This window comes from Bradyrhizobium sp. 27S5 (genome assembly GCF_037217225.1).
Lineage (GTDB): Bacteria > Pseudomonadota > Alphaproteobacteria > Rhizobiales > Xanthobacteraceae > Bradyrhizobium > Bradyrhizobium septentrionale.
Genome location: NZ_CP147714.1, coordinates 7789076 through 7813488 on the forward strand (window position 1 = coordinate 7789076; position 24413 = coordinate 7813488).

Annotated in this window: 17 protein-coding genes; 3 read left to right on the top strand and 14 right to left on the bottom strand. The window is 63.3% G+C overall.

The annotated features are described in order from the left end of the window. Positions 1–156 precede the first annotated feature (156 nt). The gene (locus WDM24_RS36740) at positions 157–1119 is read right to left on the bottom strand and encodes an IS110 family transposase (protein WP_338829190.1); all 963 of its coding nucleotides are present in this window, start codon (positions 1117–1119) and stop codon (positions 157–159) included. Positions 1120–1553: 434 nt separating this feature from the next. On the opposite strand from WDM24_RS36740, the gene WDM24_RS36745 reads away from it, so the two are divergent. Both WDM24_RS36745 and WDM24_RS36750 read left to right on the top strand, forming a co-directional pair. Continuing rightward, on the top strand, positions 1554–2708 hold the full coding sequence (locus WDM24_RS36745) for an OpgC domain-containing protein (RefSeq protein WP_338829191.1): 1155 nt from the start codon (positions 1554–1556) through the stop codon (positions 2706–2708). A gap of 319 nt (positions 2709–3027) precedes the next feature. Beyond that, positions 3028–5418: a hypothetical protein gene (locus tag WDM24_RS36750; protein ID WP_338829192.1), complete on the top strand. Its 2391-nt coding sequence runs from the start codon at positions 3028–3030 to the stop codon at positions 5416–5418. 31 nt (positions 5419–5449) lie between these two features. Here the strand turns inward: WDM24_RS36750 and WDM24_RS36755 are convergent, their stop codons facing one another. Next, positions 5450–8215: an SUMF1/EgtB/PvdO family nonheme iron enzyme gene (locus tag WDM24_RS36755; RefSeq protein WP_338829193.1), complete on the bottom strand. Its 2766-nt coding sequence runs from the start codon at positions 8213–8215 to the stop codon at positions 5450–5452. Positions 8216–8559: 344 nt separating this feature from the next. On the opposite strand from WDM24_RS36755, the gene WDM24_RS36760 reads away from it, so the two are divergent. After that, complete coding sequence (locus WDM24_RS36760; protein ID WP_338829194.1) at positions 8560–10074, top strand: ATP-binding protein; 1515 nt, start codon at positions 8560–8562, stop codon at positions 10072–10074. Positions 10075–10120: 46 nt separating this feature from the next. On the opposite strand, the gene WDM24_RS36765 is transcribed toward WDM24_RS36760, so the two are convergent. The 12 genes from WDM24_RS36765 to WDM24_RS36820 form a co-directional block, all read right to left on the bottom strand. Next, on the bottom strand, positions 10121–11434 hold the full coding sequence (locus WDM24_RS36765) for an alpha-amylase family glycosyl hydrolase (RefSeq protein WP_338829195.1): 1314 nt from the start codon (positions 11432–11434) through the stop codon (positions 10121–10123). A gap of 19 nt (positions 11435–11453) precedes the next feature. Next, positions 11454–12884, bottom strand: coding sequence for an MFS transporter (locus WDM24_RS36770; protein ID WP_338829197.1), 1431 nt, complete (start codon positions 12882–12884; stop codon positions 11454–11456). A 212-nt stretch (positions 12885–13096) separates the two neighbouring features. Further along, positions 13097–14182, bottom strand: a complete 1086-nt coding sequence (locus tag WDM24_RS36775; RefSeq protein WP_166302627.1) for an FUSC family protein — start codon at positions 14180–14182, stop codon at positions 13097–13099. A gap of 44 nt (positions 14183–14226) precedes the next feature. After that, entirely contained in the window at positions 14227–15510 is a 1284-nt protein-coding gene (locus WDM24_RS36780; protein WP_338829198.1) for a 3-hydroxyacyl-CoA dehydrogenase, read from the bottom strand. Continuing rightward, entirely contained in the window at positions 15507–16724 is a 1218-nt protein-coding gene (locus WDM24_RS36785; protein WP_338829199.1) for an acetyl-CoA C-acyltransferase, read from the bottom strand. The genes WDM24_RS36780 and WDM24_RS36785 overlap by 4 nt, the downstream gene beginning before the upstream one ends. Before the next feature lie 66 nt (positions 16725–16790). Next, on the bottom strand, positions 16791–17969 hold the full coding sequence (locus WDM24_RS36790) for an acyl-CoA dehydrogenase family protein (RefSeq protein WP_338829200.1): 1179 nt from the start codon (positions 17967–17969) through the stop codon (positions 16791–16793). An 11-nt stretch (positions 17970–17980) separates the two neighbouring features. After that, positions 17981–19090, bottom strand: a complete 1110-nt coding sequence (locus tag WDM24_RS36795; RefSeq protein ID WP_338829201.1) for an acyl-CoA dehydrogenase family protein — start codon at positions 19088–19090, stop codon at positions 17981–17983. Next, positions 19087–20544 carry a CoA-binding protein gene (locus WDM24_RS36800; RefSeq protein WP_338829202.1) on the bottom strand — a complete coding sequence of 486 codons (1458 nt, stop codon included), beginning with the start codon at positions 20542–20544 and terminating at the stop codon, positions 19087–19089. Before WDM24_RS36800 ends, WDM24_RS36795 begins: the two co-directional genes overlap by 4 nt. Positions 20545–20575: 31 nt before the next feature. Further along, positions 20576–21739, bottom strand: coding sequence for an acyl-CoA dehydrogenase family protein (locus WDM24_RS36805; protein ID WP_338829203.1), 1164 nt, complete (start codon positions 21737–21739; stop codon positions 20576–20578). Then, a complete protein-coding gene (locus tag WDM24_RS36810) occupies positions 21736–22797 on the bottom strand; it encodes an acyl-CoA dehydrogenase family protein (RefSeq protein WP_338829204.1) in 1062 nt (353 codons plus the stop codon). The genes WDM24_RS36805 and WDM24_RS36810 overlap by 4 nt, the downstream gene beginning before the upstream one ends. 142 nt (positions 22798–22939) lie before the next feature. Further along, positions 22940–23698: an IclR family transcriptional regulator gene (locus tag WDM24_RS36815; RefSeq protein WP_338829205.1), complete on the bottom strand. Its 759-nt coding sequence runs from the start codon at positions 23696–23698 to the stop codon at positions 22940–22942. Between the two features lie 289 nt (positions 23699–23987). After that, a complete protein-coding gene (locus WDM24_RS36820) occupies positions 23988–24377 on the bottom strand; it encodes a hypothetical protein (RefSeq protein WP_338829206.1) in 390 nt (129 codons plus the stop codon). Between the last annotated feature and the right edge of the window lie 36 nt (positions 24378–24413).

The following is a 24413-nucleotide window of genomic DNA, read 5'->3' on the forward strand; positions in this document are numbered from 1 at the left end:
TGACGCCGTGCTCGCGGCCATCAAGGCGTGGCCTGTTGAGGGTGAGGATGTGGTGGCATTTGAGCGACGGCCATCCTTGACGGCCGCTGTGCGCGACGTCCTGGTGACGGCAGGTCGGGACGAAGAAACGGCGCCCCGGTCGAACAAAGAAACGCTTCAGGCTGCTGGAACAGCTGACATGTCAGCTTGCCAAGGGGTGCCTCGGGCCACTACGGCGTTGATGAAGACGAGCAGCTTCCTGGCGCAGGCGATTAGCGCGCGCTTGTGACCCTTACCGGCGGCGATCAGTCGCTTGTAAAGGGCGATGAGCTGCGGATTCCAGCGGAACGACGCCGCCAGCGCTGCAGCATAGAGCGCCTCTCGCAGGCGCTTGCGTCCACCGATGATGTGACGAGCGCCAATATGCTCTCCGCTGTCGTCATCATAAGGCGCAAGGCCCGCAAGAGCTGCGGCCTGCTCGCGGCTGATTTGGCCGATCTCCGGCATGCGCACCAGAATGGCGACCGCAGTCGGCAGCCCGGCCCCGCCGACGCTGTAGATCAGATCGAGCCGGGCAGCGAGATCGTGATGTTCGCGGATCGCTGCCACCAAAGCCTTGAACTCGACGCGTTCGCGCTTGGCCAGGCGGACGATATCTTCCTTCCAGAGCTTTTGGATACGCGCATCGCGACAGCTCTCGAGCCGGTTCTTGAACCGCGTGATATCCTCTCCGATCTGATCGATCAGTGTCAGCTGCCCGGCCAAGGGCGATAATCTTGCGTCAGGGGCCGGGTGGATCTTGTTGACCGCAGCGGCGCAGGCGGCGATCAGAGCCGCGTCGATCCGATCGTTCTTGGCACGTTGCCCGCGGTATTTGGCATAGGCACGCACTTGCGCCGGCTGGAACACCACGACGACAAACCGCATGCGCCGTAACTCGGCGACGACGGCTTGCTCATAGCCACCGCTCGCCTCGATCCCAACCCGCTTGACCTTGCGCCGCCCAAGCCACTCCAGCAGCGCCTTGTGACCTTCTGCCGTGTTCTCCACCTGCAGCTGCTCCGAGTTGCCGTCGAGCGCCACGTCGAGCTTGCGCTTGCCGGTATCGATCCCGGCACAGATTGTGGTACGCTTGGCCATCTTCCTCGACCCTCCCTTGTGATGCGAACCTAAAGTTCGTTCAACCATGCGGGTCCCGATGAAGTGCCGATCGCGATCTTGCTACGAACGACAGCCCTCAAGGCTTCGATGGGTAACGATCCGATCGATCAGCGGCCCAGCCCGGGCGGCTACCCGAGCTGGGCCATTCCTCACGGAACGAGGCCAGTCTAACCCAGCGCGCTAATACAAGGATGGGTGGAGCGAAGCGATAGCCATCGAACTGGTGGCGAAATGATGCGTATCGCTGCGCTCCACCCATCCTACGCGCTACGCACAGAACGAACCGGCATGGCGGTTCTCATCCGAGCATGATCTTTCTAAAACCGTTACACAACTATGCTGATCCTGCTCTACTATGACGCTGTGTGCGCGCGCTGTGCGGAATGCGCGGGGTTGGGGAAGGGAACGAACCGATGGACGTCAAGGCTGTCCTGCCGCCGCGTGGCCGCGACTATCGCCTGGATCTCTTGCGTGGCTTCGCCAACTGGGCGATCTATCTCGATCATATCCCGAACAACGCGGTGAACTGGGTCACCCAGAAGAATTTCGGCTTCAGCGACGCCGCCGACCTGTTCGTGTTCATCTCCGGCTACACCGCATCATTCGTCTACGCGCGGATGATGCTCGAGCGCGGCACCGTGATCGGCGCCACCCGCCTGATCAAGCGGGCCTGGCAGATCTATGTCGCGCACGTCCTCTTGTTCGTGATCTATATCGCCGAGATCGGCTATCTCTCCCAGCGCTACCACGACCCCAATCTGGAGAACGAATTCAACGTCGCGGGCTTCATGCACAACCCGGCAGAGACGCTCTATCAGGGCCTGCTGCTGGCGTTCAAGCCGGTCAACATGGACGTGCTGCCGCTCTACATCGCGCTGATGGTTTGCTATCCGCTGGTGCTGTGGGCGATGCTGCGCAAGCTCAATCTGACGCTGCTGGCCTCGTTCCTGCTCTATCTCGCCGCACGGCAGTTCGGCTGGAACCTGCCGGCCTATCCGTCCGGTACATGGTATTTCAACCCGTTCTGCTGGCAGTTCCTGTTCGTGTTCGGCGGATGGTTTGCGCTCGGCGGCGCCAGCGAGTCGATCTCGTTCATCCGCTCGCGCGCCTTCCTTTGGCTCGGCGGCGCCTATCTGTTGTTCGCGCTGGTGATGACGCTGGCGGGCCGCTTCCCGGAGCTCGGCCAGGCGATGCCGGCCTGGCTCTATGACGCGTTCAACCCGAACGACAAGACCAACCTCGCGCCGTATCGCGTGCTGCACTTCATCGTGCTCGCCTTCTTCGTCACGCGCTTCCTGCCGCGCGAATGGCCCGGATACGAATGGCCGATGTTCCAGCCGATGCTCAAATGTGGCCAGCAATCGCTCGAGGTGTTCTGCTCCGGCGTCTTCCTCGCCGTCATCGCGCATGTCTTGCTGGTCGAGGTCTCCGGCAGCATCTGGATGCAGATCCTGGTCAGCATTGTCGGCATCGTGCTGATGACCGCGCTGGCCTACTACCGCTCGTGGTCGAAGAAGGTCGACAAGGCGCCGGCGAAAGCGCCGGCCGCCGCCAAGCCGGCGGAATAGCCCCTTCGGGTGTTACAGAGCTCAGCCGAGCTGGCCGCGTCCGAGATCCGACGCGTTCGCCAGGCGATGCCGATGACAGCTGGCTGAGTTGCTGACGTCGATTTTGCGAGCGCCCTCGCGCTGGGAGAAACGCGAAGCAATTGACAGCAAAAGACCTCGCCGCTGGCGCGTCTGGCGCGACAACGGATTCGCATCTGCGCTGCGAGACTGCCCATCCGGAATATTCAGGTCGCGAGACCATTGAAATGGGCACTCGCAAGAGTAGTATCACTATTATTAATCGCCCTTCTTTGCAATTATTTTCGATTGGGAGATTTCAATGCTTCGCGTCTTCAGAGCTTGCGTCATAGCAATACTGCTGACGGTCTGCGTTCAAGGCGGCGAAGCGGCACCGGATTTCCTGGTCGATGGATGGACGCTTGGGACGCCCGTTTCGGCCACAGATTCCAGGCTGAAATCATTCACCTGCAATTCGAGTCCGGACTTTGCGCGTCTTACATCCTGCAATCGCACTCAGACCAGAAACAGAGGCTACAGTTACACTGCTGACAGCATATTGCTGTTCGGCGAAGATCGGAATCTTCTGCTCGTCGCAATCAAGGTAGCTCCTGTCCAACTGACCAAGAAGGAGATCGCACGAGAGATTGAAGAGCTCTCGCGCGAACGCGGCGGCGCACCGGAGTCAACGGAGTGGACTAACGATGGTCAATCCGTAATCGTAAAATGGGGAGATCTGAAGTTCGAGCAACTCACGCTTGCCTCTCTTGAATACGGCGCGCTGGGAGAAGGACGAGACATACACTCCGGCGTACTCGTCGACCCTCTCGGCGACGCTCAGGCGTCTGCAAACAAGGGCCTATCTGTCTATCGTGCGGGCGGCGGCAAAGGCTATGTTTATACGGCGAGCTTCGACAAGAAGGGACAAGGACACCGGCAATATATCGCGATCAACGGCACGGAAATCAGCCAAAGGCTGCTGGAAACAGCCGTATCTTCGGCGCTCGACAAGGACCGGCGCCTATCAGGCAACGACTATTCTCTTTGGCCTGAGGTCGCGTTGGCATTCCGACGATTTGCGCGGGATACTTCGGTCGAAACAGCCATTGCGAGCGTCGACACCGTTTTCGATCGATATCCGTCAAAAAAGTATCGCACGCACGTTTGGCCGATGCTTCCGTCCGGTGCCATCGGGCACCTTGCCGATCATATGCACTATGCGTTGGACATCTACGGACCGAAAACCGACTTCCCGGAAGTCCGGAAATCGATCGAAGCCTTTCTTGCGAAAAATCCTTCAGATCGCTTCGTCGAGTGTCTTCACTATGTGGTCGGCGATCTCGACGAAGCACTCAAGAAGAGCTCCGACGACTCTCCGATAAGAGCGGTTTTGCACTATGCAATCGGCTTGAGAGAATTGGGCAATGTACTGCACGATGTTTATGCGACCCTGAAGAAAAAGCAGACCGATATTGAGGAGCCGGATACGGTGGTCGAGCGGGTAAGCGATCTGATACGAGATACCGATCTCATGAACGGCAAGTACATAGTCGACGTATTACCTGACTACTCCGCGCGCGTCAGCCGGATCTACCCCCATTTTGAAGCCGTTCTCGCCGATCCAAAAACACCTCACGCCGATGATTCCGCCTTCATGCTGGGTTGGCTGAAAATCAACGAAGGGAAGCTCGATCAAGCACTGCCCTATCTATCCAAGGCGATGATTGTCGGAAACGGAGACTATAAGGATCCGGGCGCAAGGAGGGCGGTCCTTCGCGCCGTCTCGGGTCTTCCAACGACCGAAATGCGATCAATCGTCGACAAGGATGCCAACTTCCCGAAGCAGCCGATCCTCGCTTACGTCGCCGCCAGATCGGCATATCGAGAGTTCAATTACCCGCTCGCCATTACGCTGGCCAACCGATACCTGAAGCTGATGGGCATCACGCCTGAAAGCTTACCGTCAACGACAAGCCCGGAACGGATAGACGCGGCCCTTCAGAAGTTCGACACCGAGGAGCGAGACGATCCGAATCTTGTTGAATTGCCATACTTGCTTCAGGCGTCGAGAGAATTTATCGACTTCATCAATTTCACCACGACGATTCAGAGCAAACAACCGGCCGAGGTAATACAGCGGACCCGAACCATAGTCATAAAGTACTCAACGATCATCGACGATGAGAATCCCAAGCGGAAGAATCTGAAGAAGTATCGCTTGTTGGAATTCACGCATCGCGACCTGCGGCAAGCAATCCATATGGCCGATATTGCTCTCTCCATCACACCGAAGGCTCCTTCATACAACAAGCTGCGCGAATGGCTTTACTATCGGAAGGTGCGCTTGTCGGCCACTTTTGCCCCGGACAGCGTCGCGGCGACCGTTAATAGCATGCAGGCCGAATTCCCGAACTCCAACCTGTTGGACGATGCGTTAGCGGAGCAGCTTTATGCCGAGGGTCTTGGCAAGAAGGACTTGGCGGCGGCGCAAGCGACCTTCAAGCGAATCCTCGAAGTCTCACCGAATGGAAACGCCGTCGACAACGCCTACTCGATCATGGCCCAAACACTTGCATGCGCCGGCAAGGGTGAGGAAGCAAAGAAGATGGACCAGGAAATCGTCAGGCGATTTACTTTCACACGCCACGCGGACGATGCGCGAGGACGGTTAGCGGGAGACTACAGCGTGCGCACCTGCGACGATGACGAATGACAGGACGCATCGAAAGCAGAAGAAATACGCTTCAATCGGCCAGATCACGCGCGACACGCATCCCGCGATCGTCATCGAATGTATCGATCCCTGCGGAATCACGTGCCGCCGACCTTAGCGCAAACGGTCCGTAGCGCCAGGATCCTCCGCGTATCACCCGCTTGCCACAATTCGCCGCCACCCATGGCGAGCCGTCCCGCTCTTTCGTGGAGTATTCATAGAAGGCACAATCCTCGACCCATTCGGCGACATTTCCATGCATGTCGTGCAGGCCGAAGGCATTGGCCTTTTTGCTGCCCACGGGATTGGTGCGCCCATCCGAATTGGCATCGTACCAGGCATATAGCTTCAGAAGCGCGTCATCGTCGTTGCCAAAGGAAAAGAGGCCTTGCCCCCCGGCGCGCGCGCTGTATTCCCATTCGGCCTCCGAGAGCAGTCGATATCGCTGCCTGGTAACCCGCGAAAGCCAGCTCACGTATCGTTTCGCGTCATTCCAGGTGATGTTGATGACCGGCCGGTTGCCGTCCTCCCATGCGCCATGACGCGGCTCGCAGTCGCCATTCGCAACACAGAGATTCCATTCATCAAAGCTGATCTCGTTTCTGGAGACGGCGAACGGCCTTGTAAGGGATACCTTGTGCTGGGGATGCTCGCGAGCAAGGCCTTGCGTTCCGGGCGCCCCCATCAAGAATGACTCGACCGGTATCGCGACCATCTCCGGACAACCGGCACAGTCCGCAAATGGCTGCCCTCGGTCCAGCGAGAGGACTTGCTGATCGGTCTTTGCCGATGCCTTCGCAAATCGAAAGTAAGCCTCCCTTATGGTCGTCAGGTATTCGCTCCTGCCGTATTCCCACAAGCCAACGGCCGAAAGTATCAACGCCACCGTCCCGACGAGTGCCGCTTGCGCACGAAGCCTTCGTGATCTCAGGGAGTTTCGGCTGCGCGTGATGAACTCGCGATCCTTGACGGGAATATCCTCCGAGCGGCTAGCCAACCAGGTGAGAGCCTGCTTCAGCGCCAGGCCAAGGAGCAAAGCCTCATCCTTGGAGTCGGAAGGCGCGGAATCCCACGCGCGACGCGCCAGCTCAAGTCCCGTCCGCCATGTCAAGAACTCTCGTTCCGATGAAATCCACGAGCGAAGCTTGTCCCATCTCCGAAAGATCGCTTCGTGAGCGACCTCGGCGTAGAAACTTCTGCCGAGAACGCGCTCCCCGTCCTGCGGCTCGGACGCAGTGGTCGTCATTTCCGGGGTAAAGGTACTCAACAGCCGATATGGATCGTTTGCAAGTTGAGTAACCAAGCGCCATTCGGCATCCAAGAATTCCGAGCGGGACGCGCGCCTGCGCGTCGGCTCGCCGTCTTCGCGAACCGTTGCAAGCCGGAGTGTAAAGATTCGACGGAGGTCGTCTTCCGACCCCGGATTGGACGAAATGAACAGATTGGCTCGATCCACCAAGACACGTCCCAGATCGATCGACTGGTGCGGAAGCCGGAGGATCCCGTCGCCGCGCTCAACCATCTGCTTCCACATTCCGTCGAGCAGGTATGACAGGAGCGGCAAGGCGCCGGCATCCTTTATCGAATCATCGGCAGCGCGCTTTGCAAGATCATCAGGCAGGGTATCGCTCTCGAAGCGGGCGGAGAGCAATTTGGCCGGCCCGCCGACCACCTGAAGAAGCTGATCTTCCCGAAGAGGAGGAACGTTGATCTGAATATGAGCCCTATACAGAGAAGCGTCGCTCTGCAGTTCGCCCAGGAAATCCGATCTCATGCTCATGAGGGCACGGATACGTCCGTCGACAACTCCCCTTTCCAGCAATTTCGAGAAACATTGACGTTGCTTGGGGTCCGAACGCGAATACAACTCTTCACCTTGATCGACGTAGAGAAAGAAGGACGCAGGTGGGGCCTGGTTCAATTCGACATATCGACGGCAGGTCTGGTCGATCAGGTCTTGCAGATCGAGCTTCTCCTCAAGCAGCTTCTCGATCCATAGCTTCCGACGATCGGGCCAATCGGTCGTTGTGCCATCCAGTTGCCAGGTCGCCAGGAATGCTTCGACCAGCGATTTGATCGGCGTGGCGCCCGGCCGAAGCGACAAGACGCACCAGCGCCGGCTGTTGTTGAAGCTGGCTGGCCATGCTTCAGCGCTCTCTTCCGGCCACCGCTGCCTGACCATCGCAGCGAGCACCCCCGCCTGGGCTACAGACGACTTTCCAACTCCAGAGTTACCGAGCAGAATTGGCACCTTGTCCGGATGATTGTGCAAGGATCGAAGGACCTGAGTTGTTTCCTTGGCACGGCCAAAGAAATAGTCGCTGTCCTTTTGCTCCATCGCGGAAAGGCCTCGATATGGAGACGTGTAGCGCCAGAGGGCTTCCGGGGTTTCGGCGGAGTTTGCGGCTGCTCCAAACAACAGTGCTATGGTTGCTTGCGACGATAGATCCGCACTCACAATCCAATGCAGTCTTCGCAGGAACGGCAGTCCCGGCGCGGTCTGTCCCTCCTGCAACAGAACGATAATCGGCAAATCGTCATGCGTTACCTTTCTATCGAGCGCTTCACCGTATTCCAGCACTTGCCATGGCCCGATTCCGCACTCTCCCAAGACCAGAACGAAAACGGTTGCAGTAGCGATTTCCTGCGCAAGCTGGTTGGTCCAGAATCCTCCGGCCCGCATACTTGCCGGGGCAAAAAAAATGCTGGCACTCGCATCGTGCCTTTCAATCCCCTCCTTGATGCGTTCGGCAAGCGGGCGTTCCGGTGAGTGATAACTGATGAACCAGCGCTGCACCTGCACCTCCTTGGAGCGACTGCTCTGGGTGTATTCGCTATATAGTTGTACCTCTAAAACAGTGTGCGTAAAGACTGTGATTTCCCCGATCAGTGGCGACGTCTGAGGCTCCCTGTTGTCTCGCCGACCGACAAAGGTGCCTGCGTACAATTGATTTCGGACTTCTGCTCGCGACCTGCGAGCTCATATCGTCGGCTTCGACCTGGCGGCGGCATCCGAGCGCAACCCTTTCGAAGATGGGTCGACGTCCCGGCCGCGCCTGGGGATGATGTCGCGGTTCGCTCGACGGGGCGCGATCGGCTTGTTAAGCCGCGTCTCCGCAAGGATGATTTGAGTCGGGGCAGATGACCGTAGCGATCGAGATGGGACAAACGACGGCCGGCGCTTCGGCGGCCATCGACCTCGAGGAGCTGTTGGCCACGCGCCTCCTGGTGCAGGGCAATTCGGGTTCCGGCAAATCCCATCTGCTGCGCCGGCTGCTGGAACAGAGCGCGCCCTGGGTGCAGCAGACCATCATCGACCCCGAAGGCGACTTCGTCACCTTGGCCGAGCGCTTCGGCCACCTCGTCATCGACGCCGAAGACCATACCGAGCGCAGCCTGCAGGTCGCCGGCGAGCGCGTGCGCATCCACCGCGTCTCCACCGTGCTCAATCTCGAAGGGCTCGACGCCGAGAACCAGATGCGGCGGGCGGCGGCTTTCCTCGGCGGAATGTTCGAGGTCCCCCGCGACCACTGGTATCCGATGCTGGTGGTGGTGGACGAGGCGCAGCTGTTCGCGCCGGCGGTTGCGGGCGAAGTGACCGACGAGGCGCGCAAGCTCTCGCTCGGCGCGATGACCAACCTGATGTGCCGCGGCCGCAAGCGCGGCCTTGCCGGGATCATCGCAACCCAGCGGCTCGCCAAGCTCGCCAAGAATGTGGCGGCCGAGGCGTCCAACTTCCTGATGGGCCGCACCTTCCTCGATATCGACATGGCGCGCGCCGCCGACCTGCTCGGCATGGAGCGGCGGCAGGCGGAAGCCTTCCGCGACCTCGAGCGCGGCCAATTCATGGCGCTCGGGCCTGCGCTCTCGCGCCGTCCGCTCGGCTTGCGCATCGGTCCAACGGATACGCAGCCGCGCAACGCGGCACCGCGGCTGATACCGCTGCCGGAAGCCGCACTGGAGGACGCGCGCGCCATCATCCTGGCAGCGCCGCCACCCGAGACGGTGCGGCCACAGCGCCGTGCGCCGTCGCCGGACCTGCTCAGCCAGCTGATGGCCGCCAAGCAGCCGGCACCGGAGCCAAACTCCGAAGCCGCGGAGCAACCACTCAGCGCCGAGCAATTGGCCGAGCGGCGGGAACGGCTGGACCGCATCCTGCGCGCCATCCTCGCCGAACCCGATGCCGGCTTCCGCGCCATCGGCGTGCTCTATCAGGAGTTCGTGGTCCGCTGCCGCATCGAAGGGCTCGGTGCTGTCGTGCCGGAGCTGACCGATTTCCGCCGCATGCTGACGCGCGCCCGCGCCGGGCTCGGCACCGAGATGGCGGAAGACGACGCGTGGCAGGATGTCTCGATGCGCGCCGCGCTGCTGCCCGAGGACATGCAGGGCGTCTTCATGATGATCGCCCGCGCCGCGAAGGAAGGCTGGCCCTGCCCGAGCGATGCCGCGATCGCCCGCGCCTACGGCACCCACTCGCTGCGCCGCGCCCGGCATCTTTTGACCTATATCGAGGAACAGGGCCTGATCGTCTGCCAGCTCGACGGCGCCGGCCGACGGACCGTGACCCTCGTCGAACTCGCCTGGGCGACGGCGGCGGCCGATCCGAATGCGGATGAGGCGACGGCGGAAGCGGCTGCGAGCTGCTCAACTCCATGATCTGAGGTTTGAGCAGCGAAGCGCACGATCCAAGGTGCAGCTGTCGCTAACCCAGGATCGCCCACCCATGCGGTGGCAGCGTAAGCTCGGTCCTGACGCCCGTCCTGCGCACCGCGCCTGATCCTGCGAGCCTGTCGACGCCGGAATCGACGGTACGACCGACCGCCGCGTCGGCCAGGTTCAGAGCAACCCATAGCCGATTGCCTTCATCGAATGCTTCGAAGACAATGTCGGTGTTGCGGAGATCGACCATACGGGTTCTTGCCCGATGGAGCCATGGATGCTTCCGCCGCAGTCCAATCAGCTCCTGATGCAGCCGGTATGTTGGCCAGCCGAATGGCGCCAGTTCGGCTGGCGCCGCCGGAAAGCTTGGGCGGATCGCGTCGTCACCTCCGGCACGACGCTCCTTGATCCCGCGGAACGCCTGTTCGTCACCGGCGTAGATCGAGGGCGTGCCGCCACAGGTCATGAGAATGACCAGCGCGTGCGGGATATGCCGTTCGTCCAGAACCTGGCTCGCGATCCGCGTGACATCGTGATTGCCGATGAACGTCTGCGGCACGAACCGGTCGATCATCGCATTGTGCCGCGCGAGCGCCCATGCGAGCTCATGGAAGTTGCGATCGTTCAGGGCGCTCCAGATCGCCTTCCAAAGCTCGTATTGCGTGACCGCATCGACACCGGTCTCGTCGACGAAGCCGGCGTAGTCACCGTGGATCACCTCGCCGAAGATATAGGCGTCGGCATGCCGCGCGCGAACCGCGGGCAAGACGTGCCTCCAGAATTGCCGCGGGACAGCATAGGCCGCGTCGAGGCGCCAGCCATCGGCACCGCGATCAAGCCAGTGATTCATCACGCGGATGACATAGTCGACGACCGCAGGTTCACCATGGTTGAGCGTCACAAGCTGATGGTGACCTTCGAAGGTCGCGCAATCAGGCTCCTTTCCGTCCGCCGGCCAGGTCAGTCGAAACCACGACGCCTCCGGCGATAGCGGACCGCCGGTGACGGCGCGCTGAAAGCGCGGCGATTCGCGGCTGACATGGTTGAAAACACCATCCAGGATGATGCGCAGGCCGCGGCGACGGGCTGCGGCGACCAATGCATCGAAGTCCGCGTCGTCCCCAAGCCGCCTGTCGATCAGGAGGTGGTCGATCGTATCGTATCCATGGGTCGACGAGGCAAAGATCGGTCCCAGCAGGATACCGGATGCACCGAGCTCCACGGCGTAATCGAGCCACCGGACAAGGTGGTCGAGGCGATGCACGACACCGGCACACGCGCCGGCCTCGCGTTCGGCGCCAACGAAGCCGAGCGGATACACATGCCACCAGACGGCGTGCTTGATCCAGTTGCTCACCCGACCACCCGCGCCACATTCACTCCTCAAGCCGGTCGCCACCCTTGACGAACAGCATGCCGATCGCGCCGAGGGTCAACAGCACGGCGATCGGAGCGAGACCGACGGCTTGGGACTGAAAGCGCGCCGTCAGAATACCGACCAGCATCGGGGCGATCCAGACCGTTGTGCTGGCGGTCAGGCCGAACAGCCCGAAATAGGAGCCGACGCGCGTCGGTGGCACGATCTGAATGATCATGGCGCGCCCCGACGCGATCGAGGCCACCGCAAACGCCGTCATCGATCCTGACAGCAGCATGAAGGCGACCTCGGGCAGGGTTCGAAACACCGGGCCATTCCACAGCGGCTGCGCGGCCGGGTCATGGGGCCAGAAAAAGATCATCCGGTCCGGCGTTGTGCCGAGGACCATGACCAACAGAACGACCGTAATCGATATCTGAAGGATGATGGCGCGGCGCGTGCCAAGTCGCGCGTTCAGGCTTGCCGCCAGCAAGCCACCGAGCGCGGCGAATGCGATCTTGACGACGGCAAAACTCAGCAGCTTGAAGCCGTGCCATCCCATCACACCCGAGGCATAGATACCTTCGAAGATGATAAGGGTGTGAAAGCCGTCGGCATAGAGGGTCCGGGCGATCAGGAACTTCAGCAGATCCGGCTGCTTTCGCAGACCGGCGACCAGGGCGAACACGTCCCTCGAGCCGAGGCGGACCGCCCTCAGAAAGGTCTCGCCCGATGCCGGCGCGTCGATGGTGAAGCGAAGCAGCATGAACAGACCGGCGCAGGCGAGCGCTGCGATCAGGGGCCCGATCAATCGCTCCATCTCGTGGCTTGCCTGCGACAAGCCAAGCAGCGGCGCGTCAGGTACCCCGAACCAATGCAACTGCCCGGGAAGGGCAAATCCCCACAACAGGAACGTCATGATGGCGACGGACACGAGATTTGCGACGCCCAGGCTGACACCAGAGTAGCGGCCAACCCGCGACATCCCGACCGCCGGTCCCAGCATCGCGTTATGCAGGATCTCGGAATAGACGAACAGCAGATTGAGCGCCATCACGATCACCAGCACGGCATGGACCGACAGTCCGCTGCGGTCCGGCTTCGCCCACCACAGGCTGACCAGCAGCGGCAGCGAGATCAGGATGCAGGCGGTGATCCACGGCTTTCGCGGGCCCATCCGGTCGAGCGAGGCGCCGAGAAACGGCACTGTCACGGCTCCGACCAGACCTGCAACAAAGCCGTATCGGGCAAACAGCGTCTGCCCGAGCACGGGATCGCCGATCATGACTTTGCTGACATAGGGCGCAAAGATGTAGATCTTGAGCAGAACGAGATACGGGATCCGCGTCGCCTCGTAGCCGATCCAGGACCACGCGCTGAGCGTCAGGGCGCGAGAGCCAGAGCTCGCGGCCGTGGCAGGTCGCGATACGGCGATAACATCTTCAGACATCCGGTGCGTTTCCCTGTGGCGTGACTGCTACGATCACGCGCAGTTGTTACGACGGGCTCATTGCGATCAGGCACCACAAACCAGGTGACCAATGCCGGCCACTGCATCGATCCTATCGTCACTGATCGCGAACCGCCTCATCTGCGCGGGACGTACGCGCACTTCCATGGATGTGGAAATACCCGTCGGCCCGGAGATCTTGCGCAGTCCGGTCATGGCTGCTGCCGTGCGAGCCGCGTCGCGATCCGCTCGCCGGCAAGGTTTGCAACAATGACGAGGCCACCGCCGATCAGCGTCGCGATCGTCCGGTCCACCAGCACCGATGCTTCGAGCGGCTGCTCGAAATCCATCATCAGCACGATCAGGGTCGTCATCATCGCCGAATAGGAGAGGTAGTGGCGCATCTTCAGCAGCGGGCGTGTGCCGGCGATCAATCCAATGCCGGCAATCAGGAGCCCCACGGGCGGATGGGCCGCGACGCCGAGGCCGGCGACGATCCCTCCGAGCGCGGCGCCCAGCGCACGCTGGGTGATCTTGACCGGCATGAGGTCGGTGCGCCGCTGCGCAAGAAGGACGACGGTCAACGAAATCCAGTGCAGGTGATGGCCGGGATAGGCGATATCGAACAGCGCGGCCGCCGCGAGACAGAACACAAGCTTCAACGCATATTGCAGACCGGAGAATTGCCGGATCGACGCCGACCAGCGCGCGAACTTCTCCGCCCTTGTCGAAGACGGCCGGACTTCCTCCACCACCTGACTGCCCCGCATCGTCCGCGCGAACATGCCGAACAGCAGCCAGAGCAGCGCCGTCCAGACCGCGCCACCGGTGAGCAGCAGCATCAGGAGCAGGCGGTGGGACATCGTCGCGGCAAGGCTCAGCGTGATGATGAGAAACAGGGTGAAGCGCGTGGTGACGATGGCGGCGGTGCGGCTGTAACCGCCGACGATCGCCGCGCCACCCGCCAGCAGAACCACCAGGATCCGTCCTGCACAGCCTGCGTCGGTCAGGGCGACGGCAAGGCCCGCCGCACCGATCGTTGGCAACAGCGCGAGCGCAATGCCGCGGGCCTGTTCGCCCGCACGGCGTCCGGCCGCCTGCGGTGCGATCGGCAGGCTGCCGGCGGAGGCGGCAAGACCAAGCGACAGGTTTCCGAGCATGGCTGCGAGTATGATCGGTCCGACGAAGCCGAGGCCGGCAACGATACCCTCACCGAATTCGATCTCGGTCTCCGGATTCCAGCGAAGCGCCTCGCCGAGGTGAGCCTTTGCGCGGGCCTTGTAACTGTCATTCAACATGGCAATCCGCTTGGCTTCACCCGGCCACGATGATGCTCCGGGGATCAGTTCGCTTGCCCATCCGACGCCGCGATGCGTGCGAGCCGCTGCGACAGCGCGCCATCCGGGCCGAGCTTGCCGGCATAGGACTGAAGACGCGTAGCGATGCGGCCGAGCCCGACGCCCTCCGCCCAGAACATCGGGCCTCCCGTGCGCGCAGGCCAACCGTAGCCATTGAGCCAGACCACATCGATGTCAGAGGCGCGCTGCGCGATACCTTCATCGAGGATCTTCATGCCTTCGTCGATCATCGGATAGAGCAGCCGCTCCAGGATCTCATCGTCCGTGACCTGACGCGAACGATAGCCGCGGCTCCTTGCAAACTCGGCAATGAGCGCCTCGACTTCCGGCGAGGGCGTCGCGACACGCTCGGCGTCGTAGTCGTAGTAGCCCTTCGACGTCTTCTGTCCGCGGCGGTCACGTTCACACAACAGATCGCGAATGCTTTCGCCCTTCGAGGTCTCGCGCCGCCAGCCGAGATCGAGGCCCGCCAGATCGCTCATCTGGAACGGCCCCATCGGGAACCCGAATTCGGTCAGCACGCGATCGACATCCCAGGGTCTTGCGCCTTCGAGGATCAGCCTTTGCGCCTGCGCCTGTCGTCGGCCCAGCATGCGGTTGCCGATGAAGCCCGGGCAGACGCCCGAGACGACGGCGATCTTGCCGATCCGCCCGGCGAGGTCCATGGCCGTCGCAAGCTGCGACGGCCCGGTCTTCGCCCCACGCACGATCTCGAGCAAGCGCATGACGTTCGCCGGCGAGGAGAAGTGCAGGCCGATCACCGCCTCGGGCCGGCGTGTCTCCGCGGCAATCGCGTCGATGTCGAGCCGGCTGGTGTTCGACGCCAGGATCGCGCCCGGCTTGGCGATCGCGTCGAGCTTGCGAAACACATCCTTCTTGACAGCCATGTTCTCGAATACGGCCTCGATGATGAGATCGCTTTCGGCAACGTCGTCGATGACGAGGCCCGGCGTCAGCAATGCCAGCGCGCGCTCGGCGTCTTCCGCGGCGAGGCGGCCGCGGTTTACGGCGCGCTCGTAGTTTCGCCGGATCGTGGCGATGCCCCGCTCCAGCGGAGCCCGGTCACGCTCGACGATCGTCACGGGAATGCCGATCGACAGGAAGTTCATGGCGATGCCGCCGCCCATCGTACCGGCGCCGAGGATGCCGACGCGTTCGATCGGGATCCGCGGCGTACCGGCATTCACACCATCGATCCTCGCCGCATCGCGCTCGGCGGCGAGGATGTGCTGCTGCGCCTCCGGCAGATCGGCCTCGCGCTTGCTCATGCAGTCCCTCCATGAAAAATCTCGAACAGGCCGGCGGCACCGATGCCGCCTGCGCAGCACATCGTCACCACGCCGTAGCGGGCCCTGCGGCGTCTCCCCTCCCGCATCAGATGTCCGACGCAGCGCGCGCCCGTCATGCCATAGGGATGACCGATCGCGATCGCGCCGCCCGAGACGTTGAGCCGCTCGTCGGGAATGCCGAGCCGGTCGCGGCAATACAGCAGCTGCGACGCGAACGCCTCATTCAGCTCCCAGAGGTCGATATCGTCGATGCGCAGTCCGTTGCGCTCGAGCAGCTTGGGCACCGCGAAAACCGGACCGATGCCCATCTCCTCCGGCGCACAGCCCGCAACCGCCATGCCGCGATAGGCGCCGAGCGGCTCGAGACCGCGCCGCTCCGCCTCCGCGGCCTCCATCAGGAGCACCGCCGCGGCGCCGTCAGACAGCTGCGAGGCGTTTCCGGCGGTGACAAATCGTCCCTGCTTGACAAAGCGCCCGCCTGCGAACACGGGCTTGAGCTTCGCGAGATCCTCCAGGGTGGTTTGCGGACGATTGCCCTCGTCCCGCGTCAGCGTAACCTCCCTGACGGTGGTTTCGCCGCTGGCGTGATCTGTGACCGCCATCTCGGTCTTGAGCGGCGCGATTTCCCGGTCGAAGCGGCCTTCGGCCTGCGCTATCGCCGTCCGTTGCTGCGATCGCAGGGCATAGTCGTCCTGCGCTTCGCGACTGATGCCGTAACGCTCCGCGACGAGCTCGGCCGTCTCGATCATCGAGCTCGTGAGACCCGTCGCATGGCGGAGAATCCAATCGTCCCACACCCGATAACGATTGACCTTGTCGTTCTGCACCAGGCTGATCGATTCCAGGCCGCCGCCGATCGCGACCGGTGCACCGTCATTGATGATGTACTTCGCGGCGGTCGCGATCGCCATCAGACCGGACGAGCATTTGCGATCGATCGACATCGCGGCTACGCTGTCGGGAAGTCCGGCGCGCAGCGCGGCGTGACGAGCTACGTTGTTGCCCGAGGTCCCCTGTTGCTGGGCGGCGCCCATCACCACGTCGTCGACCTCGGCCGTATCGAGCCCGGCGCGCTCGACGACCGCGCGAATGACGTGGCCGCCCAGCGTCGGCGCCGTCGTGTTGTTGAACGCGCCTCGATAGGCCTTGCCGATCGGCGTCCGCGCCGTCGAAACGATCACAGCTTCGCGCATCAAAACTTCTCCTGTCGGGAACTTCCCGTCGATCAACCGCCCTGGGCTTTGGCCTGTGTCCTGCGTTCAACTAAGCTCGGCCGACGAATATCCGAGGATGGCGCGCGCGATGACGAGCCGCTGGATCTGGCCGGTACCCTCATAAATGTCGGTGATGCGGCCATCGCGCAGGAATTGCTCGACCGGATGATCGTGGCTGAGGCTCATTGCCCCCAGCAGCTCCATCGCGCGCTGCGGACCGCTGCGGCAGAGCTCGCCGCCCTTCGCCTTTGCGACCGATGCCTCAAGATTGTTGGGTTCGCCGCGCGCCGCGAGCCAGGCTGCGCGCAGCACCGTCAGCGTCGCGGCCTCGATGTCGGCCTCGAGTTCCAGCAGCGTCTGCTCCGTGGCGGTCCGATCGTGCGGCCCCTTGTGCCAGTCGACCGCGATCCCTTCCGCGGCCAGGTGATCCCGCGCATACCGGAAAGCGCCGAGCGCCTTTCCGATGCCGCCGGCGGCGACGGTCGGACGGGTGATGTTGAACGTCTTGAGGACACCTTTGTAGGAGGCAGAGCCCTCGTCCGCGCGTTGCGGCACGCGCTCGTCGCCACCGATCAGATGGTCACGCGGGATGCGGCAATCGCGAAACGCGTAGGCTGCGGTATCGCTGCTGCGAATTCCGAGCTTCTTTTCCTTGCGGACCAGTTCGAACCCGGCCGTACCCTTCAGCACCAGGAACGATTTGATGCCGCCGCGACCCGCCGCCTTGCTGACGGTCGCCCAGACGATCGTGCCGTGGCACCGCACGCCATTGGTGACGAAGATCTTGTCGCCATTCAGCACCCACTCGTCGCCATCGAGCACAGCGGTCGTCTGGATCGCCTTGGTATCGGATCCGGCACCCGGCTCGGTGATCGACATCGCCAGCATCAGATGCCCCCACCGTTTCTGCTGCGCGGGCGTGCCGGCCGCGCCCAGCGCCGCATTGCCTAGCGCCGATGGCGCCTGGCGCAACGGCACGCCGTTGTGTGCCTCGCGCTCGATCTTGATCAGCATCTGCATGATCACGGATGGCGTGTCGTCGCTCGGCCGACGTCGCATCCGTTCGAGCAGCGAGGGGAACGCCGCGGCCTCGGCGAACGCCTTGGGCAGGATTTCGTCCTCGTGCGCGTCGTAGTGCCGCGCGTATTTCTCGCTGGCCTTTGCCTCTTCGGCTACTCCCGAAAGAATTTCCCGATCAGTGTCGGAAAGCGTGAAATCCACCATGCTCTGCTCCTTCACGCCGCCGCAAGCGCGCCGTGGATGGTCAGCATCCGCGCGTTGCGCAGCCACATCTCGAGCGGAAGGTCGCGGATATAGCCGTGACCGCCGAATATCTGCAGCCCGTCATCGGCGATCCTGATCGCGCGGCGGTTGACGTAGTTCTGCGCAAGGACGGCCGTTTTCGAAACATCGACTCCCCGATCGAACGCGGCAGCCGCCTTCCAGACCAGCCAGCGCATGGCGTCGCACTCGATATGCATGTCGGCGAGCGTGAAGGCGATCGACTGCTTCTTCGCGATCGGCTCACCGAATGCGACACGTTCCCTGGCGTATGGAATCGCGAAATCGGTCACCGCGCGCGCCAGCCCCACGGCGAGTGCCGCACCGCCGATACGCAGGCTGGCCAGCAGGGGACGGATATCCGCGCCACCGCCTTCGCCGAGGATCGCGTCAGCCGGAAGCGGCACGCCGGCAAGCTCAACCCGGGCAAATCCCATCGGCGTCAGGCCGATGGTGCCGCTCTCGCGGGCGATCGTGACGCCCGGGGCACGCGGAGGGACGATGAAGGCCTTGATCCCGTCGATCCCCGGCGCGTCGGATGCCCGCGCGAGCACGAGCATGTCCTCGGCCTGCTCGCCCAGAGGGACCAGCCGCTTGACGCCGGTGATCCGCCAACCGTCCTGATCCGGTTCGGCGCGAGTGACGATCCGCGACGGATCGAACGCAAGCGCGTCCTCATGCAGCGCGAGCGTTGCCACGCGGCGTTGGCTCCCGCAGAATTTCGGCAGGTCACGCTTCCTCTGCTCTTCCGTCCCGAGGTCAATCAGCGGGTTGACAAACAGCGACGACGCAACGGCGGTGCCGCCGAGCCCGGCGCATCCGGAGCCCATCGCTTCCAGCATCAACGCGCCCGTCAGGGCCGAGCGCGGCGCACCGCCGCCGCCATAGGCCTCCGGAATCGCAAGTGAGGCCAGCCCCAGGGACCACGCTTCGTCGAGCACGTCAGCCGGCGCGGCGCACGCTTCGTCGGCCCGCCGTGCCCGCGGCGCCAGCTCTTTGTTCGAGAACGCGAGGAGCATGTCGCGAATCTGGCGTTGTTCGTCAGTGACATCAAAGCTGATCATGACGCCACGGCTTCGCCGCCGAATGCGCGCGTATGGTCGTCGCCGCCGACCGTGCTCAGTGCGCGCATGGCGACGACAAGGTCCCGGGCTCGCTCGAACACCGCAAATCCCGCAGCCGTGAGCGCTTCGCGCGCGAAGGGCGACAGCAAGGTGTAGCTGTAGATCAGAACGGGCTTCGATCGGCGCGCGCGGAGCGCGCTGAGCGCCTCCACGTCCAGCGAGATGCTGCGGTCGTTCGACAAGGACAGGGCAAGCACGACGGAATCGACCTCCTCGCCGTCGAGCAGCACTTCGAGCGACTGAAGGACGCCACCCGTGAAGATGCCCTGCGCGGTGACGTCAATCGGGTTCGCGGCGGAGCCATAGGAGGGGAACGTCGGCCGAAGCCGCGCCTGCAGCTTCTGATCCAATACGGGAACGTTAAACCCTGCTTCCGTGAGGCATTCGCTCAGGACAGCTCCGGCGCCGCCCGCCGTCGTGACAATGCCGACGCGACGACCCGCAGCAATCGGGTTGGTCAAGCGTCCGAGCGCTGCCGCAACCGCATCGTCGGGATCAGCGACCGCGATCACGCCGGTGGCCGCGAACATCGTATCAAAATCCGCAGCCACGCCGGTATCGCTTGCGGTGTGTGCGACAGCCGCCCGACGGCCAGCTTCGGATCGGCCAATCTTGATCACGATCACCGACCTGCCCGCCGCACGCGCCTTACCCGCCGCGACAGCGAACCGTTCGAAGTCACGAACCTCCTCAAGGTAGGCAATGATGGCCGCGCAGTCGGGATCGCCTGCAAAATGCGTGATGAAGTCGACTGCGGTGAGATCGCACTCATTGCCCGTCGTGACGACATGGCCGATCTTCAGGCCGGCGGCGCGCCCGCGACTGAACAACGAGAAGCCGAGGCCCCCGCTCTGCGCCACGATCGCCACGCGACCGGCAGCCGCATTTTGCGTCGGGTCCGGATGCAAGGGCTCCGCCGCCGCGCTGAATGTCGCCGCGACGCGTCCGCCGACATTATAGAATCCCTCGCAATTCGGACCGCAGATACGAATCCCGGTGCGTCGCGCGATCTCCGACAACCGCGACTGGCGCTCGGCCTTCGCAACGCTTTCTTCGGCAAATCCCGAGGAAATAATGATCGCCACACGAACGCCAGCCGCGGCGCATTGCCCAACGACGTCGCAGACCAACTCCGCCGGGAGGGCGATGATGGCGAGATCGATCGGGAACTCGACCGCGGCAATGGCGGGATAGCAGGGCAAGCCGTTGACCTCGCGGTAGCTCGGATTGACCGGTGCAATCGGTCCGGTGAATCCGGCGCGGCGCAGCACCCGCAGCAACATGCCGCGGATCGAGCGCTGTTCGGCGGGCGCGGCGCCGATGACTGCGATCGAGCGGGGTGCCAGAAAGGCGGCGATCGACGCCGCGTCCGATGGGCGAAGGATTTTGTTCAAGGGACCATCCATGCAAATGTTTCGGATCGCGTCAGCGCGGCAGTCCGACGAGATTTCTCGCCATGATGATGCGCTGGATCTGCCCGGTGCCCTCGACGATGTTGAGCGCCTTCGCATCGCGAAACAGCTTCTCGACGAGGTGATGACCGGCCCCCGCCTCGAGCCCGACGATCTCCATGCCCGCACTGGCGAGATCCTGGGCGGTCTCCGCGGCAAACACCTTGGCCATCGAGGCGTCCACGATGTTGGGAATCCTGTTGTCGGCCTTCCAGGCCGCGCGCAGTGTCATGAGCCAGGCTGCGCGAAGCTGCCGGTACATCGCCTCCAGCCGGTCGCGCACCCGTATCGACCTGAACGCGCCCGACTGCGTCGCAAAATTCAACGCCTCGTCATAGGCGGAGCGCGCCAAGCCGACGGCGCTCGCCGCGACGCCGACGCGCGTGGTGTTGAGCGTCCCCATCGTTGCGCCGTAGGCGCTCGACTTCGACGTCCGTTCGGGCCGCTCGCCGCCCAGGATGTTGTCGTGCGGGACCTCGCAATCCTCGAGGATAAACGAGACCGACTCATAGGCGCGAAGCCCCATCTTCTTCTCGATCTTGATCCCGGTCATGCCGCGGTTGCCACGCTCGACGAAAAACGACCGCTGCCCGGCCCGCCCCTTGTCGGGATCGAGATTGGCCTGCACCAGCACCCAGTCGGCGCGCGCGGCATTGCCGATGAAGCACTTGGCGCCATTGAGCAGATAACCGCGATCGGTGCGCGTCGCGCGGGTGCGGAACGCCGCCGTGTCGGAGCCTCCGCTCGGCTCCGTCAGCGCGAAGCTGCCCCAGCGCGGAATGTCAGTGCCGCGGAATGGCCCAAGGAAGCGCTCGCGCTGCTCCGGCGTGCCGGCGGCGGTGACGATCGGCGCCGGCAGTCCCGGTCCTGGCGCAGCGACGCCCATGCCGCGATCCCAATAGGCATTCTCCTCATTGATTGCGGCCATTCGGACCGCGGAACCTTCAGGCACCGCGCCGTCGTCGGCCGGCACGGGATGCCTCCTCCGGAAATCGACATGCGCGGCAAAATAGGGATGATCAGGCGGCAATGGCGCGCCGTTGCGATCGGCCTCGAGTCCGGCGCGCCGTACCTCGCGCAGCCCCCATTCCCGAACCTGTTCGATATACGCATTGAGCGCGGCGCTGAAATTGTTCACGCGGCGATCCTCTCCGAGATGGTAGCCGCGAGCGCCGCGCCGGCCTGCTCGCGCGCGGCATCGCATCCACCCGCGAGAAGGCCGAGCGCACGACAGTCCCGCATCGCCTTCTCGACAGGGAAGTCACGCATGAAGCCGTGCCCGCCGAGGATCTGAACGCCATTCGGACCGACGAAGCGGCTCGCCTCAATGGCATCGACGAAAGCCGCCGCCGCCGCACCGACGGCGCGTCCTTCGCCGGCATCGATCGCCAGCGCCGCATCTTCGATCAGAAGCCCCAACCGCTCGACGGCGACGTACATATCGACGATCAGGAATGCGAGCGCCTGGTGATGGGCAATCGGCTTGCCGAACGCGACGCGGTCGAGCGCGTAGCTGCGCGAAAACCCGGCAGCATCGGAGAGCACACCCCAGATCAGCGACGCGTAGTAGACCCTGATCCTGGCCAGCGCGCGCGCCGCACGCGCCGGATCATGCCATGCCAGAATGGGCGTGCCGTCAAACGTCACGCTGCTTGCGCCTGCGGTGTGCAGGGCCGAGCCACCGACGGGCTCGAACGCAAAACCTTGCCTCAACAGCCACGCGCCCTGCGGACCAAGGCCGACGAGCACGTCCGTTCCTGCGGCAGGTATCCAGGCCACCCGGCCTGCAACGCGGGCACCGGCAACATCCCCGGCACCAGGATCCATCACCAGGGCGAAGCGAACGTCAGGCTGCCCGAGGTTCAGCTGAAGCGACTTCAGGGCTTCAACCCCGCCGAAGGCCTCGATCACGTAGATCGCCGGCGCGAACCGGTCCAGCGCAAGCGCGGCGCCGGCGTCGGCTTCAGCGAGCAAACGGTTGGTCCTGACACGATGGAGCAGACCGAGGCCGGCACCACCGGCTTCCTCGGCGACATCCAGCGCCTCGAAGCCCAGCGCGGCGAAGCGCTCCCGCACGCTTTCGCTGACCGTGCGCGCACTTTCGAACTCGCGAAGACGGGGACGCAACTCGTCAGCCGCGAATCGCCCGATCGTCCCGACGATGATCTCGTCGCCTTCTCCCCGCGCAAAGTCCACGCCTAACCTCCCGTGCCGATTGTGCCGGGCGATCTGCAAGCCGGCTCGTCATTCGCCGGCAAGTTAGATCGGGGAGGTCGCGCCTCGCAATCCGTTACAGGGATATGCCTTGCACTTCCATATCCATGGAAATGAAAGGCGATCAGCTTCTCGCAATCCTTGGCAGGAACCGACGGATCGCGCCGTGCAGCGCCGCGACGTTCTGATCGAGCTGCCGCTCGAGGCGGTACGCCGGCCCGCCAAGCGCTATGACGAAGCTGCGGGTGAACGGCGCTTGCGGCAGCGGCATCGCGATCACGCCGATGCCTTCACTGTAGATGCCGCGGGAGAAGAAGTAGCCCTGCTTGCGGATGCGCTCGATGTTCGCCATCACGTCTTTCAGCGCCACGCGGTGGCTGCGCGTCGGCTCCGCATGATTGCTGCGGTAGACAAGCGTGTCGATCTCCTCATCCGACTTGCTGCTGAGCAATGTCAAACCGACACCGCAGCGTGCCAGCGGGCGCAGCGATCCCGGCTCGGCCGAATAGGCGAGCGCCTGGTTTGAGCGCAGCACGTGGACATATTGGGCGCTGATGTCGCTCTGGGTCCCCACGATCACCGTTTCGCGGGTGCGGTCGCGCAATTCCTCCATCAGCGGCAGCATCCTGATTTCGCCGAACAGCTGCTCCGACACCCATCGCCCCAATACCGCGATCCGCATGGTCGGCAGATAGGTCTGCGTCTTGCGGTCGTACTCCAGATAGCCCAGCGTCACGAGGCTCTTCAGCATCGCCGCGCCACTCGATACGGGGTAGCGGAGTTCGTCGCAGATCGCCTTGAGGCCGAGCGGACGACGCGCGCGATCGAAGAATTCCATGATCTCGAACACGCGCCGTGCCGACTTGATCGCGGCATCCGCCATCGCACCCTCCAGGACGTCGATCCGTGTATGTGGAAGAGGCTTTCATATACGTGTTTGCAAACGAACGCCACTCCCTGGCGCCTGTGAGGCCGGCTCGTCGGCAGGGATGCCGATGCTGCGGGGAACGGATCTCCCCTCACGCGCTCGGATTCGAACGATCGGAAACAGTGGAGAACAGTGCAGCGGCGGTTTCAAACCAATCGTGGCTCGCCCGAGTTAGCAGGGCGACGCCGGAGTGCTTTCGCTTTTCCAGGCCTATCGTCAGCGACAGGCCGAATACAGCTTGAGTTCACCGCAGCGAAATGGTGAGCCCGCCGAGGTTTGCGGCAAATTCCAGTCCTGCTTTCGGCCCTTTGAGCGTAAGCAGAACACCGCGTTCATTTCGCATACTCACGCCGCCCACGCCGGCAGCCCATGCGCCACCTCCTCCGACCAGCGTATAGCTCCCGGCGAAATCGTTGACCTCCCTGATGCCAGAGGCGGAGCCTTCCAGCCAGGTCACCGACGCGCCCGCGCTTAAGCCGAGGCTGAAGCCGGACACGATGAACCGATAGTGCCGCCCACGGTAGGTGAGCGTGCCGCTCCCGCCGCCACCACCCACGACGAGAGCCGCCTTCACGAACTTTACCGCGACATGGCCGGTCGCCTGTGCGGAGCATGGCGTGACCGACAGGATCATCGCCACAAGCGCCAGTATGACGGGACGGACCGTGCA